Raw genomic sequence first — 16971 nt, forward strand, 5'->3', positions numbered from 1 at the left:
GTGGTTCAACTTGCCTTTTATTTTTTTGCTGCATTAACGTTGGGTGGTGCCCTGGCTGTTTTATTAACACGTAACGTGCTTTATGCGGCCTTTTTTCTATTGCTTACCCTCTTCGGCGTGGCCGGGTTGTTTGTGCTGGCTGGTGCCGATTTTCTGGCCGTTGGGCAGATCATGATTTACGTTGGGGGCGTTCTGGTGCTGGTTATTTTCGGGGTGATGCTCACGCACAAACCAGAACCGCCGACCGATCTGAACAGCCAGCAACCTAACCGCATTGTGTCGGCCAACCGTTTCGCGAAAGGGGTGGGGTGGATTATTCCGGTGCTGGTTGCGGGGGCCTTGTTTGCCGCGTTACAGATGTTGCTGGCTCGGGCCAACTTTGCTTTGCTCGATCAGCCCGCTGGCTGGCAAAATACGACAACCGTTATTGGAAAACAGCTCATGACGGAGTACGTTGTTCCCTTCGAGATTGCCGGGATTTTATTGCTGGCGGCTCTCGTTGGCGCTACGTACCTGGCCGCTTCACACACAAAACCGTCCCGACATGCAACCCGTTGATAGCCATTTGTTTTTACTGGTAGGCGCTGGCCTTTTCAGCATTGGACTGGCCGTGGTGCTGCTAAAACGCCATGCGATCGTGGTACTGATGGGTATCGAATTGATGCTGAATGCCGTTAATATCAATCTTGTTGCGTTCAGCCAGTATGACCCCGACCGTTTGCAGGGGCAGATGCTGAGCTTATTCGTCATGGTTGTAGCCGCTGCTGAGTCGGCCGTTGCGCTGGCCATCGTGATGCAGGTTTACCGCCATTTCCGCACGGCGCAGTTGGATGAATTGAACGAACTGAAGCAGTGAACGAGCTATTTGAACCTATTATAGACGGTATCTTAAACGAAGGCTATGGCCTGACCGATAACTTTCTGAGCGCCGATGAAGTAACCACACTGGCCTCCCGACTGCGTCAACGGCGTGAAGCGGGGCAATTTAAGGCGGCTGGTATCGGCAATCAGCAGGTAAAAGTCGAACAGACCATTCGGGGCGACGAAATTCTATGGCTGGATGAGGGCACCGCTACCGCCGAGGAAACCACTTTTCTGAAACGCGTCGGTTCGTTTGTAGAGTATGTCAATCAAACCTGCTACCTTGGCCTGAGGGATTACGAATTTCATTATGCCCTTTATCCACCTAGTACGTTTTATAAACGTCATCTGGACCAGTTTCGCAGCGACTCCCGCCGGAAACTATCCGTCATTTGTTACCTCAATACCGATTGGCAGGAGACTGATGGCGGGCAACTGGCGCTCTATCTGCCCGATGCTGACAACAATACCGAACGCCAGGTTACGATCTCGCCACTAGGGGGTAGGCTGGTGTGTTTTGAGAGCGCACGGCTCGAACACGAGGTGTTGCCCGCCACCCGAGAACGCCTGAGTGTGACGGGCTGGTTAAAAACGAATTACTAGACGTTTGTTTCCATAGAGCAGAATCGGGATATTTGCGGCCAATTCTGATGAACGACGAATGCCCGCCAACCCTTTCCAACTGCCCCACCTCTTAACAGCCAGCATACTTCTGTTACCCTTTGCCGGGTTTCTGGTATTGACAATGGCCAGTCGCCGGGTGGCGCAACTCATTGCGGTTTTACTGACAGGGGCGGGCCTGCTGTTATCTGTTTTGCTGGCCGTAGACCTGCCGGAACAGGGTGTTACTCTACAAGCCAATTGGGTGGTTTTGTCCGGGGCTTCTTTCCCGATTACGTTTCGGGTCGATGCGCTGGCCGCGTTAATGCTTCTACTGGTGCATTTTGTTGCATTGCTGGTACAAGTTTACTCCATTTCTTACCTGCACGATGAGCCGAAGCTGCGTCGCTATTTCTCCTATTTACAGCTATTTGTGGGTGCCATGCTGGGAATCGTTCTGGCCGGAAACCTGCTGGTCATGTATGGTTTCTGGGAACTGGTAGGTCTGGCATCGTACCTGCTGATCGGTTTTTATGCCGAGCGCCCGGCGGCTTCTCAGGCGGCTAAGAAAGCGTTTCTGATGAACCGTGTGGGCGATATTGGTTTCCTGATTGGTATTTTTTTGACCTATTATTATTTCGACACGCTCGATTTCACAACTCTGGCCAGCAAAGGAGCCGACGGTATTGCGCCCACTGCCCTTGGTCTTTGCTTATTCATGGGTTGTGTTGGTAAATCAGCACAGTTTCCGTTGCTGACCTGGCTTCCCGATGCCATGGAAGGCCCCACACCGGTATCGGCCTTGCTTCACGCGGCCACGATGGTTGCTGCGGGTATCTTTCTGCTGGCTCGTGTTCACCCGCTGCTATCGCTCGATGCGCTGGTTGTTATTACCATTATTGGTACCGTAACTACGCTTTGGGGAGGTTATGCGGCCGTTTTTCAAACAGATATCAAGAAAGTCCTTGCCTTCTCAACCGTGTCGCAACTGGGACTTATGGTAGTGGGAATGGGAACGGGGAATGTCGCCGGGGCTATGTTTCACCTGCTGACCCACGCCTTTTTTAAAGCGGGCCTGTTCCTGAGTGCCGGGGCTATTATTCACGCTGTACACAGCCAGGACATGCGGCAGATGGGCGGTTTACGTAAGGTATTGCCCACAACATTCATTGCCTATACAGTTTGTGCCGCAGCTTTATCCGGGTTACCCTTTTTATCGGGCTTTCTTTCGAAAGAAGCCATTTTGGGCGGGGCATTCGGCTGGGCCGAAACGCACGGTTCTGGCCTGTTCACAAGTGTACCGATACTCGTTTTGCTCTCGTCGGGCCTGACGGCTTTTTACATGGCCCGGCAATGGCGACTTATATTCTTTGGCACGTACCGAAGCGAAACAATTCCCTTATCAACGGCTCACGAACCTGGTTGGCTGATGCGCGGGCCAGTCGTGATCCTGGCAGCTTTATCACTATGGGTCTGGTTTTCCATAAATCCACTCTCCGGTCAAGGGAGCTGGTTTTTTCGGCTATTCCCTCTGGCGGATGAACCTCATGTCTGGTGGCTGGCCCCCGTTTCTATTGCATTGGTTTTAGCCGGAGGGTGGGCTGGTTTTCGATTACGGGAACCCAATGCAGATAGTGGGTATGTACAGCTTTCGGTTAACTATGGTTTTCTGGATCTTTTTTATGACCGACTTGCTATCCGATCAACGGTTCGCCTGGCAACATTCCTTAACCGTACCGACCAACGTGCGATTGATGGGGTTGTTAACGGGGCTGGTATAGCTACCGTTGTGCTGGCGCATCTGACAAGTTTGCTGGATCGGATGGGCGTAGACGGCTTAGTAAATGGTGCCGCCTGGCTGGCTGGCCGGTTGGGTCAGTTGGCTAGGTCGGTGCAGAATGGCCGGGTGCAGTCGTACATTACGGCGGCAGTTATGGGATTACTGGTAATACTTTGGTGGTTGCTTTAATGTCGGGGCAGGCTCTTGTCTGGTCTCTGGTAAACACGGGTCAAACAGGACGTTGGCCCAGCTAGCTATATGATTCTTTCGTTACTCATTTTTATTCCCTTGATTGGCTCGCTCGTGGTAGCGCTGCTGCCCGAACGACAGACCGGACTGTTTCGATGGGTGGCACTGGCCATAACGCTGGTCGAAGTAGTGCTGGCCGGTATGGCGTGGGCTGGATTTGACAGAGCCGAAACCGGGTATCAATTTCTTCAACAGGTCGATTGGATCACGCTGCCGTTAGGTAACCTGGGCGTGGTGTCCATCGACTATCTGGTTGGTGTGGATGGCATTAGTCTGCCGCTGGTTGTGTTATCGGCGGTGGTGATGCTCATCGGAGTGGTATCCTCCTGGGCCATGACGCATCGCCAAAAAGCGTACTATTCGCTCTACCTGTTACTCACGGGTACCATCATGGGTTGCTTCGTGGCGCTCGATTTCTTCCTGTTCTTCCTCTTTTTTGAGTTTATGCTTCTGCCGATGTATTTCCTGATCGGCTTGTGGGGCGGACCGCGACGGGAGTATGCGTCGATCAAGTTCTTTCTTTACACACTGCTCGGCTCACTCCTGATCTTGCTGGTCATGATTGCACTGTATTTGTCTGTGATGGACCCGGTGAGTACAGCCGTAGTAGCCGGACTCATTTCAGATTCATCGGAAGTAACGGATGAGGTGATCCGCAGTATTCAGTCGTTTCTCCAGAATGGTCAGCTAAATACATCGCAGGTGGTGCATACGTTCGATATGCGGTATCTGGCTGATGGTCGAAATTACCTGCCCAATACGTTCCTGAATCCCGCTACCGAGCCAATCGTATTGGGCCTTCCGGCGCGGATGCTGGCCTTTTGGGCTATTTTCATTGGTTTTGCCATAAAACTACCCATCGTTCCGCTGCACACCTGGCTTCCCGACGCTCACGTAGAAGCGCCTACACCCGTTTCGGTCATTCTGGCCGGTGTACTGCTCAAAATAGGTGGTTATGGGTTTATCCGGATCGCCTGGGATTTCTTTCCCGACGGAGCCGCCCAATATGCACAGGTATTGGCCGGACTCGGTGTGCTGTCGATCGTGTACGGTGGTCTCACTGCGCTGGCCCAGGCTGACCTCAAGAAAATGATTGCCTATTCGTCGGTGTCGCACATGGGTTTTGTGTTGTTGGGCGTTGCCTCGTTAACGGCTGAGGGGGTTAATGGCGCTATTTATCAGATGGTGAGCCACGGCATTCTGTCGGCCATGCTCTTCCTGATTGTGGGTGTTGTATATGACCGCACCCACGACCGGCGGATCGAGTCGTACCGGGGCCTGTTGCAACTAATGCCGCAGTATGCTACCCTCACAGCCATCGCGTTTTTTGGTTCGCTGGGGTTACCCGGCTTTTCGGGCTTTGTGGGCGAGTTATTTACCCTGATGGGGAGCTTTCAGTCGGAGTGGCTGCCCGGCTGGTTCACGGCGGTGGCTACGCTGGGTATTCTACTGGCTGCGGCCTACTTTCTCTGGACGTTCCAGCGAATGTTTTTTGGTTCGCCCTGGCTTGGTCCTTTCGAGTCGAAATCCGGCAGCGACCCTGTTATCGCTGACCTTACTCTTCGGGAGAAGTTGATGTTAATTCCGCTGGGAGCGATGGCACTGGTACTGGGTCTGTTCCCCAATCTGATCTTTAACTTGACGAATGCTACCGTAACGCAGTGGCTGACGAAGTTTGCTGTGGAGTAAGAGGGCTGCCTTTCGCTTATTTCCCGTACTTCCGGCGTCGAACCGCTTGCCAGATGAGGCCAACCACACCAACTAACGCCAGCGGACCCAGCAGGTTGAGAAGCTGCCAGCCCGTTCGATTGGCGTCGACTTTTATCTTGTCCAACGGACGAAGCGTGATGGTCCGGGCTCGGGCCGCAATCACGCCCGCCGGGTCGACCAGATAGTCGATGGCGTTCAGGGCAAAATCTTTGTTGCCAAACGTGTTGCGGGTGAACCGGTCAAAACCCAGCGGATAGGGCGCATTGCGTTTGTAATCGACATCGTTTACAATCAAATCGCCATCCGAACAAATGAGCACGCGCGATGCTACACCCTCGGGCCTGAACCCGTTGGCGCGGGGATCGCCGGGCAGAATCCGGTTGGCAAACAGCGACTGAAAACGTCCTTCGAGCAGACAGCCGATAAGCTTTGTACCTTCATTATACGTCTTTGGATCAGGTTGCTGTCGGGCTTCGTTGTATGAGATCAGGGCGGGGGCCTTGAGTACCTTTGTGTAGGGCGATGTCAACAACAAGGGTGTTTTTTGAATGCCGGGAGCCCGAACGGTATCCAGCGTGCTGGTAAATCGGGCCAGCACGGCGTCGAGGTTGCGCACAATGGGATTTCCGGAGGTACCAAAGTTGTTGATCAATGGGTAAAAACGCCAGGGTAGGAGTTGAATATTTGGCTTGTCGCCCAGATTACCCACAGTGAGCGGGATGGGCACGCAGTAATAATCCTTCACTACATCCCGATTGATGCGAACACCCCAGCGGAAAAATAAATCGTCGAGGTTGAGGCTAAGGGGTTGGGCATAGGTGCCTTGATTGTTGACACTGTCAACGCGCTGCCCGTCCACGAAAAACAACGCTCGTCCACCGTTCACCACATATTGATCAATTTTGAAAACCTCCTCCTCCGTAAACGGTTTATCGGGTTTGGGAACCAGCATGACGTCGAGCCCGGTAATGGGACCGGGTTTGCTCATGTCGATGAAAAACAGGTCGTAGTTCTGCTGAACCGATGCCAGCAAATCGGCGAAGCGGGAGGGAGGCACCTGTGTATGGTCGTAAAGCAAACCAACCCGTCGGCGGTTTTCGGCCGTTTGAGTTAGTCGCCGAATGGTCGATGCCAGTTGAAATTCGACGCCTTCGTACGACTGATTAAGCTGTTCTTCGGGCGATGCAGTCTTGTTGCCTTTCAGAAAAAGTGCCGCCGTTTCCTGACCTTTATAAGAGACGATGGCGCCCGGAAAAACCAGTTTCTCGGTGCGTTTGCCCGCTTCATTTGCAAATAGGTTGGTAGGCAGCAAACCCCGCTGCTGGAGTTTATCAATGAGTTTATTCTTTTCCTCCGGGTTGGTGATCAGGTCCGGATCAATGAACCGATACGTAATGGTCTTGCCGGCACGGGCCGAAAACTCGTCCAGGGTTTCGCGAACCGCATTTTCCAGTCGTTTGAAACCCGGCGGCAAATCGCCGGTTAGATATACGTCAACATGAATGGCATCGGGTAAGTCGGCCAGGAGCGTTTGCGTAGCGTCCGACAGCGTGTAGCGTTTTTCCTGCGTTAGATCGACCCGGAAAAACACGAATGCCGACAGAACGTTGATAGCGATTAACGCGGCAATAATCAGGAGTGTGCGCAACGAAGGGGATTTCATACGGGACTTTAACGAACAACGAAGCTGAAATGGTCTTTCGGCGGGCGTCGTAAGGCCGGTTTCTCAGTGTTTAATTTAAGCGTTGTTCCGGAATAACGGTCAGGTTAATGGTTTTTGCATCATCCTGAGCCGTTTGCTGTGTGTCCAGCTTATCCGGTGTAATACCCAGTTCTTTCATCAACCGGTACTGTTTCGCTTCCAGATAGGCGAGCCGGGACAGAATCTGATTCATCCGGGCATCCTGCTCATCCTGCCGTTGCAGCAGGTAAGCCGTTTTCACTTCCAGTTCATCAAGGCGTTGTTTATCGCGCTCAGTCATAATGGTTTCTGGTGAGAATTGGAAGGCAAGATACGGATTTGTGAATTAAAACCCGCCCCGGTCGTAGAAGCTCCGGCGACGGCTGAGCTTAAGTTCCTGCAAAATAGAAGACCGGGCCCGTAAATCGAACGAGTAGTTGCCCGACCGGAAGTTATTACCCGAATAAGGTGTCCAGTTAAAGGCCATTTCCCAGCAGTGCAGATCCCGGTTGATACCGATAGTTGTCAGCGTCGGGCTCTTAAACGCAAAATCATAGCCCGTGTTGACCGTGATCTTCCATTTGGGTGTCAGGCTCAGATCGCCCGTTAATGTGAGCGCCTGAATCACCTGCGACTGAACCGGCGTCAACTTGGTCAGGCCGAAAGTGTAGCTGACGTTCATTGACCAGGGAATGTTGAAGTCCACATAAAGCTCCGGGTTGTTATTGATTGCCTTCATTGTAGCGTCGGAAGCATTCGGGCTGCTTTTCTTTTTATCAGCCTGTTTTGGTGCAAAGCGGGCACTGATGTACGCCTGTAAATTCGTCATGCGCAGAAGCCCCTGCCCCGCCTGGAAGGCATACACACTGGGCACCCGTATGTACTCCTGATTCGTGTATTCGCGTACGGCCAGAAGCGAAGGCGAATACGAAAGCGGGGTTACGGTTGTTGTCGGGAAGTAATACTGAGCCGTTCCACCATAAGCCCGGTACGCGTACGGGTCGAAGGTTGACGAGAAATTGAAGCTGATATTCTTAAATATCTGAGTGTTGGCGCTCAGCGCAATCGGCGACAGCTTATAGTCGGGAGCCAGCAGATTATAACTGCCGTTTATGCTCAGGTTGTCGAAAATCGGGATCTTCTTGAATTCCTGTCCGGACGAATCGCTGCGGGTACGGACTTTCATCTCCAGCTGGTTTACGATACCAAACGTAATGAACGCCGATTGCGTACTCGATGCACTACCGGCACTGCCCCCCAGGCCCCGGAATACGGATAGTGTCCGACGGTATTCCGGCAAACCTGCCAGCGTGCCCACGGCCGGGAGTACCTGAAACTGCCCGAAGGCCGGGTTGGTGAAGTCAGGTACGTAGCTGAACGATATGGAGGGTGCCACCGTATGCCGGATGGCCTCAATGCGCTTGCTGCGAATGAAGAACGTACCGTAAAAGCGCGTGTTCATACTGGCATTGACCGAAAAGTTATAGGAAGGAAAAAAGCCCTTCGTTGTATCTACCCGAACGCCCTTTTCCTGGGGTACATAGTTAAGCTTCTTGCTATAAATATCACCCTGTATAGAAAAGCCGGGTGTCAGGTTAATGTATCGCAGCAGCTTGATGTTGGGCAGCGAAATCGGGATGCTGTACCGCGCCTGAACGACCCGGTTGTTCCAGATTCGATTGGCATTTTGCATACTAAAGGCGATCAGGTTGGGGTCTGATTCGACAAGGCCGAATCGAATGTTGTTTGCCCGACGGATACTGTCTTCAATGCGCTGCAGGGTGCTTACGGTAGTTATGGTTGTGATAACGGGAAAGCCCAGCCCGGTGGTGTCGATTTGCCGACGGATGGTGTTGTTAACCGTAATCGACCCGCTCACATCTAAACCCACCCGGAAACTTTCGTACCAGCGTCCGGAGCCGCCTTTCAGGGCAAAAGGCGAGATCTGGTTGATACCGAAGTTGAAATCTGATGATACGTCGGTTTTTCCGTTTTCCCGAACCCCCGTTTTCTGGTTTACCTGTCCAAACTGCTGATTGACCCGGAAGTTGGCTCCCGCCCGTGCATACTGCCCGAAACTGCGGCTATACTGCACCGACGAACCCGCCACGTTGGAAATATACTGGCTGGTGCTGTAGGAGTTGAACTGGTTGTAACTGTTGCTGCTCACGTTCACGTTGGCCGAAAAGCTGCCTCGTCCGCGCGGCACCGGCGAGTGCGCCCAGGTAAACGAAAAGTCGTTACGGGGCGTCTGCGTCTTATCGACCCGGTCGCCGGAGCGGTTGCGGTTGAATTGCAGGTTCAGACTTCCGCTATAGCTGTACCGTTTGTTGTAGGCCGACGAAAGGCCCAGTCCCCAGCTACCCCGCGAGTAAATCTGTCCTTTAAACTGTAATCCCAGATGTTCATTTACCGCCCAGTAATAGCCGCCGTCGCGCAGATAAAAACCCCGCCCGTTAGGCTCTTCACCATATTGCGGCACAATGATGCCCGATACGCCAATCTCTTTCCGCTTCGGAAAGGGGAAGAACCCGAATGGTAGCCCAATGGGCAGCGGAATCTGATTGATGACCAGGTTGAACGGCCCAGCCACCACCTGCGTGTTATGGATTACCTTTAACTTACTGGCATTGATGTGAAAGTGCGGAGTGGCCAGATTACAGGTCGTATAAATCGCTCTTCCGATATACAGGTTGTCTTCATTATCTTTTTTGACTGTTTGCCCACGGATGTTGCCTTCACCCTGTTGGGTAATAACGCCCTGAATTCGCCCTTTTCGGGATTTGAAATTGTAGCGAATTTCTTTGGCGTCATATTTGCCTTCGCCATCCTGGAATATGGGACGGCCAATCAGCTTCTTTGCCGTTGAATCATAACGGCCTATCGCATAGACCTCATTCGTTAGGTAATTCAGCCGGATATAGTCAGCTTTGAGCGAAATATCACCATAAACGACGCTGGCTTCACCGAACAACTCGACCGTTCGACCATCGGCTGAATAGAAAGTTGAATCTTTCGCTTGGTATTTAACCGTTGTCTTAAACGAGTCGGAGCTTTGAAGAGAGTCGTTGGCAATAGAGTCGCGTACCGCCATCGGCATCGAGTCGGCTTGGGCAGCTACGGCACTCAGAGCCGTCTGGCTCTCCGGCCGAACGATATTGGGGGATACCAGTCCGGGCTGAATGGGTTCCTGTTTTGCTGCCGCTTTTTGCTGGGCAATGGCTTCCTGCTGGCGGAGTTTGGCCGCACGGGCCCGCTTCCGGGCCGATAAACGGACAGGTGGTTGTGGAGTGGTTGGCTTAGCGGTAACAATGCCTTTGCGGGCCGCAATACCGGTAACAGGTAGCAGACCAGATCTGGTTTGTACCAGACGAAGGGGTTTGGGCTGTAAGTACCGGAGGGAGTCGAGTCGAATGGGCGTAAGTCTGGCCGGAGCCGGAGCTGAAGCTACCCGTTTTGTCGGACGGGAACGAACAGAATCCCGACTGGCCGGGCGGGCAACAGGCGAGGGCAAAGGTTTGCTTAGTTGCCTGGTATCGGTACCAAGCCGGTTGGGGGCTGAATAGCTGTTGTTAAGTTGACGCTCCAGATCGCTCTCCTGACTGGTTCCTGCGGCACCGGTAGACGAGTTGAGCAGGGTTGCCGTGCCGGACGAAGGGCCGGTGACGACCCGACCACCGGGTTTACGGGGAGCGGGGGTGCTGTCGCTGGCGGTTTCGGATGTGGCATCAGGTACCCGCTGAGCTGGTGTTCCAGCGGGGGGTAAACCGCCCTTGGACGGTTGCCGGGGCGTTTCTTTGCTCTGCCCCAACGCGGTCAACGTCCAGAGTAGACAGATAAGAAAGCACGAAGCTTTTATCCATGTTGGTCGTATCAGCGAGGGCCACAAAATAAAGTATGCTTTTTTCAGGATTATTAAAAAAATTATATTTGCCAAAAGGCCGTTAAGTCTATGGCTTACAAAGGTATTCACGAACAGTTATTCCGCTACCGCATTGAAACGTTTTTGGTCGTTAAAAATTATTAAATCAACCGGTATCCGTATTTCGGCAACATCTCCCGGAATAATGACAACAGCGGTCTTATTGATCCTGCCCTTGCTGGCTCTTACCACATCGGGCGAATTGTCGCCTGGTTTGACACAAGATACTACTCGTCGTGCCGGATCAAAGGAGCTGGAAATCGCCCCCAACGACGGCCCAAACCAGGTTCGAACCGTTGTGCTCGATGCAGGCCATGGCGGGAAAGACCCCGGTACGCATGGTCGTTATGTAAAGGAAAAGGCCGTCAACCTGTCACTAATTCTTCAATTAGGTCGGAAAATTAAGAATAAGCATCCAAATGTTCGGGTTATTTATACCCGGTCGTCCGATCATTTTGTCGATTTGATTGAGCGGGGGGCCATCGCCAACCGTAACCGGGCCGACCTGTTCATCTCTATTCACTGCAATGCCAGTCCCTCCAGCAGCCAGGTATATGGCACAGAAACCTATACCCTTGGGCTGCACAGAACCCAGCGTAATCTGGACGTGGCGCGTCGGGAAAATGCGGTTATCTTACAGGAAAAAAATTACCAGCAAACCTACAAAGGCTTCGATCCTAACTCACCACTGGCTACCATCATGCTGGCGAATTACCAACATGCATTTATGGGAAGTAGTATCAATTTCGCCGAAAAGATTGAACGGAGTTTTCGCCATAATGCCGATCGGAAAAGCAACGGAGTCAAACAGGCTGGTTTTATCGTCCTCTGGAAAGCGACAATGCCCAGTGTACTGATTGAAACGGGCTATCTGACGAACCCGACTGAAGAAGATTATCTTCGGTCGGATGAAGGGCAGGATGAAATATCGACCGCTATTTACAAAGCTTTCCTGCAATACAAACAGGAAATAGAAGCCGGAGAGTAAGCAAACTGCCAGCCACCATGCCACCCTTGCCTTTACCTTTGGCGCTTTTTCCTGTTTTTACGGGACAAACACAGTCCAAAGTTGGTTATAGGGTCAATCAACCGGACAGGTCCGTGAGCACAGACCATCCCCCTTTATACACACATGAAAGTTTCCAAGGAAGTAAGAGTAGGGTTGTTAGCTGTCATCTCGCTGATGATGCTCTACTTTGGATTTAGGTTTTTGAAAGGCTCCGATTTCTTCTCCTCTACGCATAAATACCAGGTTATTTATAGTAATATTGATGGTCTGGTTGCATCTAACCCGGTTAGCATTAACGGATTAACGGTAGGGCAGGTCAAGAATATAGAGATTTTACAAGACCAGAAAAACAAATTGTTAGTGACACTTGAGGTTAAAAAAGGGATTGTCGTTACACAGGGTACACGAGCTGTATTGGCCGACGATGGTCTGCTGGGTGGGAAACTTATTCGGCTGGGCATTAACTATGGCAAGCCGGAGCTTGCCGATGGAGGTATGTTAATCGCGGCTAACGAGTCGGGTCTGTCGGCGCTGATTCGGGAAAAAACCCTGCCCGTTCTGAATAACGTTGATTCGCTGACCTATCAGCTTAACCGCGTCGTTGCGCAGTTCGACCAAACGGGCATTGTGCTTAACCAGACACTGCGCAGTGCTAATGCCGCTGTGGGTACACTTGGTTTGACGATTTCTGAAAATCGGGCGGGCCTTCAGGCAACGCTGGCCAATGTGAATAAGTTATCGTCGTCGCTGATCGAAACAGAAAAACAACTTAAGCCGATTTTAGCCAAGGCCGATACGTTCGCCGACTCACTCCAAGGCCTTCAACTGAAGCAAACTCTGGGGAGCGTCAACAAAACGGTCGACAATTTGCAGAAAATTCTGGGGGCGATAAACAAAGGCGAGGGGTCGCTGGGCAAACTAGCATCGGACGAAGCCCTGTACCGCAACGTCAATGCCACAACGGCCAGCCTCGAAAAACTCCTTACCGACCTCCGGGAGAACCCCAAACGCTACGTTCATTTTTCAATCTTCGGCCGCAAAGAAAAACCCGCTGCCACCACCGAAACGACGCCAGTTAGCACGACGGGTGTGACCAGTCGGGTCGATTCGACCCGGTAAAGTAAAGTGCAGCACCGTCTTATTATCTACTGATCTGCTTCGGCAACAGCCACAATGATTATATAATAGAAAAATTCCCCTTTCACTGTTATACTTTTCTAAACTTGGTGCACTATGAATCATTCGATGCGTACTCTTCTAGTGCTTTTGGGCTTGATCAGCTCGACAACCCTATTTGCTCAAGTTAAGGTCACTACGCAGATCAGTAGTGACGCCAATACAGGTAAACAGCTTATTCAAGCTACCGTGACGGGTGGATCTGGTCAGTATAGTTACGCCTGGGGCCTTAATACACCTGGTGTCGTTCCGCCAAACACGGCCTCTGAGTTTTTGCTCGCTCCTGCTCAAGAGGCTGAATACATTGTCTTTGTTAAAGACAAGCAGACGGGAGCCAGTGCTTATGCGACTGTAGCCGTGAAAGCCCTTGCTACCAACGAAAAACACTTAATCGGGATACCTGGTGAAGATTATAAAGTGAATCTTCGTTACTTGAACACAGAAGCACCTCTGGCTATTCCGTCCAGAAAGTAGTTAGAAGGACTATAGTATTGGTTGTGTCACCAATACTATAGTCCTTTCTCAGTTTAACATAATTCTGGTGGCTCTATCCTGTGGAGCCGGGTTTCAAACCCGACTGGTCAGGTTTCTCAAAATTTAACCGATTTGTGATATATACAGAAGGTTTTGAGAAATCTTCCTGGTCAGGTTAAGAACCGGACTCCACAGTGCAATGCAGCAAAGCACGCTTACATAGGCTAGTTGACCAGCACAACCCCTTTTTCTTTGGCCATCTGATTGATCCGCATTAGGTTGGTTTCGATTGTCATTTTCAGTTTCCCCAATTGGGCATCTACCTCCTGCGTTAGTTTACTGCGGACTTCTTCGCCCTGTTTCGTTGGTCGGAAGTCGCCCTGGGCCTGCTCGCTCATGAGGTGCGCCAGCCGGTTGTTGAGTTTGATACCGTAGTTGAGCGGGTCCTGAACGCTCATGTTTTTGGTCTGATGAATGTCGTTCTCGATGGTTTTAAGCTCATTCTCAAACGTTTTAATGACTTCGTTGATGTCCTTGTTTTTCTCATCAGACCCCATTTTATTTTTCAGGTAAGTCAGGTCCTCTTTTATCTTACGCAGGTTGACAATGCCTTCGTTAGCTTCGGTTACCTTATTGCGTACTTTTATCAGGAAGTCGAATTGCGCTTGGTAATCCTCCGGCGTTGTCTTCAAACGAGGATCTTTGATGATCTCGAACGGCTGGGTCTGGGATTGCCCGTTTACGGTTAGTCTGACCTGATAGTTGCCCGGTACCGCTTTAGGGCCGAGGTTGGGCGAGCCGTAGAACACCATGCCGGGGAAGGTCTTGTAGCCCGGATAGCGCATATCCCACACGAAACGGTCGCCCCCGGGTTTCACCTTCAGCAGGTCGGTTTTCTCTTTGGCTTTGCTGCTGAATGAACGGATGAGATTCCCGTTGCTTTCCAGAATGTCTAGTTTGACTTCGGCAGCCGGGTCGGCTTTTTTGATGAAGTAATGAATCATTACGCCATTGGGGTGATTTTCGCCTTCCAAAGCAGCCTCCCGCTTGTCAGAACCGGCCATGCGGTAGGTGGACATTGGCTTATACAGGATAACCTCTTTAGCCGCCAAATCGGGTTTGATCTGGTGAAGTGGCGTAAGGTCGTCGATCAGCCAGAAACTACGGCCGTGCGTGGCCGCAATGAGGTTATCATTCTTGATAGCCAGGTCATGAATGGGCACCGGTGGTAGGTTGAGCTGAAGCTTCGACCAGCTTTCGCCATCATCGAACGACACCCACACGCCCCGCTCGGTACCGGCGTAGAGCAGGCCCTTGCGCTTGGGATCAGCCCGAACGACGCGTACAAACTCATCTTTCGGAATGCCTTTGGTCATTACCGTCCAGGTTTTGCCGTAGTCCAGCGTTTTGTAGATGTAAGGCGTGTAATCACCAAACTTATACGACGTAGCCGCGATGTAGGCGCCCCCTTTTACGAAAGGATTGACTTCCACTGAGTTCATCATGTTGTACTTCGGCGACATAGGCGGAGTTACGTTTTTCCAGTTCTTGCCACCATCCGTGGTCACATGTACCAGCCCATCGTCCGACCCCGTCCAGATTTCACCTTCGGTATAAGGCGACTCGGTGGCGGCAAACACGTTGGCGTAGTACTCGGCTCCGGTGTTATCCTGCGTAATCGGCCCACCCGACGACTTGATGGTTTCGGGCTCTCCTCTCGACAAATCAGGGCTGATCACTTCCCAGCTTTCGCCACCCGTGTAACTCACGTGCAGGTGGTTCGACCCGGCGTAGAGTTTCTTAGGGTTATGTGGACTGAAAAAGACCGGGTAATTCCAATTGAAGCGGTATTTCATGGCGTCGGCCCCTGAACCGGCGGGCAGATCGGGGTAGATGTTGGTGGACCGTTCCTGACCGGTAGCCAGATCCTGCATGGTCATGTACCCTTTGTAGTCGCCACCAAAGACCACCTCGCTGTTGAGCGGATCGGCAGCCAGGTGGGCACTTTCGCCAATGGCCAGCGCATCCCAATCTTTTTCGGTAACGGATGCGCTTCCCGTCCGGTGCGAAATCCTGACGCTGGTATTATCCTGCTGGGCACCATAAATGCGGTAAGGGAAATGGTTATCGGTCGAAACGCGGTAGAACTGGGCCGTTGGCTGGTTGTGGTAGGTTGTCCAGTTGTTGCCACCATCAGTCGAAACCTGAGCGCCCCCATCATCGGCAATGGCCATGCGTTTGTTGTTGTTGGGGTCGATCCAGAGGTCGTGGTGGTCGCCGTGGGGCGCATTTTTTAGTTCGAAAGTTTTACCGCCATCCTTCGACACGCCGTAACTCACGTTCATAACATACACGATGTCCTCGTTCTGCGAGTCGGCGTAAATGCGGCAGTAGTACCAGGCCCGTTGCAGCAATGCACGATCCTGATTGATTTTGGCCCAGGTTTTGCCAGCATTATCGGAGCGGTAAACACCACCAGCGTCTTTATTCTCGATGATGGCCCACACCCGGCTGGAGTTTTTCGGCGAAACGGTTACGCCAATGATGCCGTTAATTCCCGACGGCATCCCCGGTTTATCGGATAGGTTTTCCCAGGTGTCGCCCCCGTCGGTACTTTTCCAGAGTTTGGAGTCGGGACCACCGCTGTCCATGCGGTAGCCGTTGCGTTTCATGTTCCAGGTGCTGGCATACATGATGCGGGGGTTATTTGGGTCGAGCATCAAATCGGCAGCCCCCGCCTGGTCATTAATGTACAGCACTTTTTTCCAGGTCTGTCCCCCGTCGGTGCTGCGAAAGATACCCCTCATCTCGTTGGGTTTCCAGAGGTTGCCCATAGCCGCTACGTAAACTACATCCGGGTTTTTGGGGTGAATCCGAATGCGGGCAATGTGTTTTGAATCGGTCAGGCCGATGCGTTTCCAGCTTGTGCCCGCATCGGTGGAGCGCCACATACCGGCACCCGAAGCTACGTTATTACGTAGGGTTTGCTCCCCTTCCCCCACATAAATGACGTTGGGGTCGCTTTCGGCAACGGCTACCGCGCCAATGGTGCCGCCAAAATAATTATCGGTGAGGTTTCCCCAGGTCTGACCGCCATCGGTTGTGCGCCAGACCCCACCACCCACGGTACCCATGTAATACAGATTGGGGTTGTTGGGTACGCCGGTAACCGTACAAGAACGGCCTCCGCGATATGGCCCCAACTCCCGCCAACGTAAACCCTCATAAGTCGCTGGCTCAAGAGAAACCGTTGCCTGTGCTTTTGTTGCCTGACCTATGGCAAGCTGGTTAACAAATAGCGTCAGAAAAAAGTAAAGGAAAGACTTATGCATAGAAGAATAGATTTTTAGCGTATCCGGCTGCGTATAACTCATCAAACGGCTGTTTTTGGTTATTTCATCAAACATAGTGATTGCTTATAATTTAACCAGCAGTCATTTTCCATTTCGTTATATAATTCTGAAAATTAGATGAAAAGCCAAATAAGATTAGTGGTTAGTGTATGCGCT

Annotated in this window: 12 protein-coding genes; 8 read left to right on the forward strand and 4 right to left on the reverse strand. The window is 51.9% G+C overall.

All coding sequences use genetic code 11. The features are described 5' to 3' along the window. From NT073_RS06570 to NT073_RS06590, 5 genes are all read left to right on the forward strand, one after another. Nucleotides 1-558, forward strand: coding sequence for an NADH-quinone oxidoreductase subunit J (locus NT073_RS06570; RefSeq protein WP_297370598.1), 558 nt, complete (start codon nt 1-3; stop codon nt 556-558). Continuing rightward, nucleotides 545-856 (forward strand): NADH-quinone oxidoreductase subunit NuoK, encoded by a 312-nt coding sequence (gene nuoK, locus NT073_RS06575; protein WP_012929390.1) that lies wholly within the window; start codon nt 545-547, stop codon nt 854-856. The genes NT073_RS06570 and nuoK overlap by 14 nt, the downstream gene beginning before the upstream one ends. Further along, nucleotides 853-1464 (forward strand): 2OG-Fe(II) oxygenase, encoded by a 612-nt coding sequence (locus NT073_RS06580; RefSeq protein WP_297370605.1) that lies wholly within the window; start codon nt 853-855, stop codon nt 1462-1464. Before nuoK ends, NT073_RS06580 begins: the two co-directional genes overlap by 4 nt. Before the next feature lie 58 nt (nt 1465-1522). Beyond that, nucleotides 1523-3430 (forward strand): NADH-quinone oxidoreductase subunit L, encoded by a 1908-nt coding sequence (locus tag NT073_RS06585; protein ID WP_297370608.1) that lies wholly within the window; start codon nt 1523-1525, stop codon nt 3428-3430. Between the two features lie 69 nt (nt 3431-3499). After that, nucleotides 3500-5179, forward strand: a complete 1680-nt coding sequence (locus NT073_RS06590) for an NADH-quinone oxidoreductase subunit M (protein ID WP_297370612.1) — start codon at nt 3500-3502, stop codon at nt 5177-5179. Nucleotides 5180-5195: 16 nt separating this feature from the next. On the opposite strand, the gene gldG is transcribed toward NT073_RS06590, so the two are convergent. The 3 genes from gldG to NT073_RS06605 form a co-directional block, all read right to left on the reverse strand. Further along, nucleotides 5196-6863, reverse strand: a complete 1668-nt coding sequence (gene gldG / locus NT073_RS06595; protein WP_297370619.1) for a gliding motility-associated ABC transporter substrate-binding protein GldG — start codon at nt 6861-6863, stop codon at nt 5196-5198. 70 nt (nt 6864-6933) lie between these two features. After that, nucleotides 6934-7182: a hypothetical protein gene (locus NT073_RS06600; protein WP_297370622.1), complete on the reverse strand. Its 249-nt coding sequence runs from the start codon at nt 7180-7182 to the stop codon at nt 6934-6936. A gap of 45 nt (nt 7183-7227) precedes the next feature. Next, nucleotides 7228-10854 (reverse strand): putative LPS assembly protein LptD, encoded by a 3627-nt coding sequence (locus NT073_RS06605; RefSeq protein ID WP_297370625.1) that lies wholly within the window; start codon nt 10852-10854, stop codon nt 7228-7230. A 94-nt stretch (nt 10855-10948) separates the two neighbouring features. Here NT073_RS06605 and NT073_RS06610 point away from each other — a divergent pair, with 94 nt between their 5' ends. The 3 genes from NT073_RS06610 to NT073_RS06620 all read left to right on the forward strand — a co-directional run bounded on the left by NT073_RS06610 (nt 10949) and on the right by NT073_RS06620 (nt 13462). After that, on the forward strand, nt 10949-11791 hold the full coding sequence (locus NT073_RS06610) for an N-acetylmuramoyl-L-alanine amidase (protein ID WP_297370628.1): 843 nt from the start codon (nt 10949-10951) through the stop codon (nt 11789-11791). A gap of 144 nt (nt 11792-11935) precedes the next feature. Then, entirely contained in the window at nt 11936-12931 is a 996-nt protein-coding gene (locus NT073_RS06615; RefSeq protein ID WP_297370631.1) for an MlaD family protein, read from the forward strand. Between the two features lie 126 nt (nt 12932-13057). Beyond that, complete coding sequence (locus tag NT073_RS06620) at nt 13058-13462, forward strand: hypothetical protein (RefSeq protein ID WP_297370634.1); 405 nt, start codon at nt 13058-13060, stop codon at nt 13460-13462. Between the two features lie 224 nt (nt 13463-13686). Here NT073_RS06620 and NT073_RS06625 read toward each other — a convergent pair whose 3' ends face one another. Beyond that, nucleotides 13687-16794, reverse strand: coding sequence for a glycosyl hydrolase (locus tag NT073_RS06625; protein ID WP_297370637.1), 3108 nt, complete (start codon nt 16792-16794; stop codon nt 13687-13689). Between the last annotated feature and the right edge of the window lie 177 nt (nt 16795-16971).

Source organism: Spirosoma sp. (genome assembly GCF_026391055.1).
Taxonomy (GTDB): Bacteria; Bacteroidota; Bacteroidia; order Cytophagales; family Spirosomataceae; genus Spirosoma.

Excerpts from the sequence above, each read along its gene's own strand:
- nuoK (WP_012929390.1), top strand. The coding sequence starts at position 545 with ATGCAACCCGTTGATAGCCATTTGTTTTTACTGGTAGGCGCTGGCCTT.
- NT073_RS06585 (WP_297370608.1), top strand. The coding sequence starts at position 1,523 with ATGCCCGCCAACCCTTTCCAACTGCCCCACCTCTTAACAGCCAGCATA.
- NT073_RS06590 (WP_297370612.1), top strand. The coding sequence starts at position 3,500 with ATGATTCTTTCGTTACTCATTTTTATTCCCTTGATTGGCTCGCTCGTG.
- gldG (WP_297370619.1), bottom strand. The coding sequence starts at position 6,863 with ATGAAATCCCCTTCGTTGCGCACACTCCTGATTATTGCCGCGTTAATC.
- NT073_RS06600 (WP_297370622.1), bottom strand. The coding sequence starts at position 7,182 with ATGACTGAGCGCGATAAACAACGCCTTGATGAACTGGAAGTGAAAACG.
- NT073_RS06610 (WP_297370628.1), top strand. The coding sequence starts at position 10,949 with ATGACAACAGCGGTCTTATTGATCCTGCCCTTGCTGGCTCTTACCACA.
- NT073_RS06615 (WP_297370631.1), top strand. The coding sequence starts at position 11,936 with ATGAAAGTTTCCAAGGAAGTAAGAGTAGGGTTGTTAGCTGTCATCTCG.
- NT073_RS06620 (WP_297370634.1), top strand. The coding sequence starts at position 13,058 with ATGCGTACTCTTCTAGTGCTTTTGGGCTTGATCAGCTCGACAACCCTA.
- NT073_RS06625 (WP_297370637.1), bottom strand. The coding sequence starts at position 16,794 with ATGCATAAGTCTTTCCTTTACTTTTTTCTGACGCTATTTGTTAACCAG.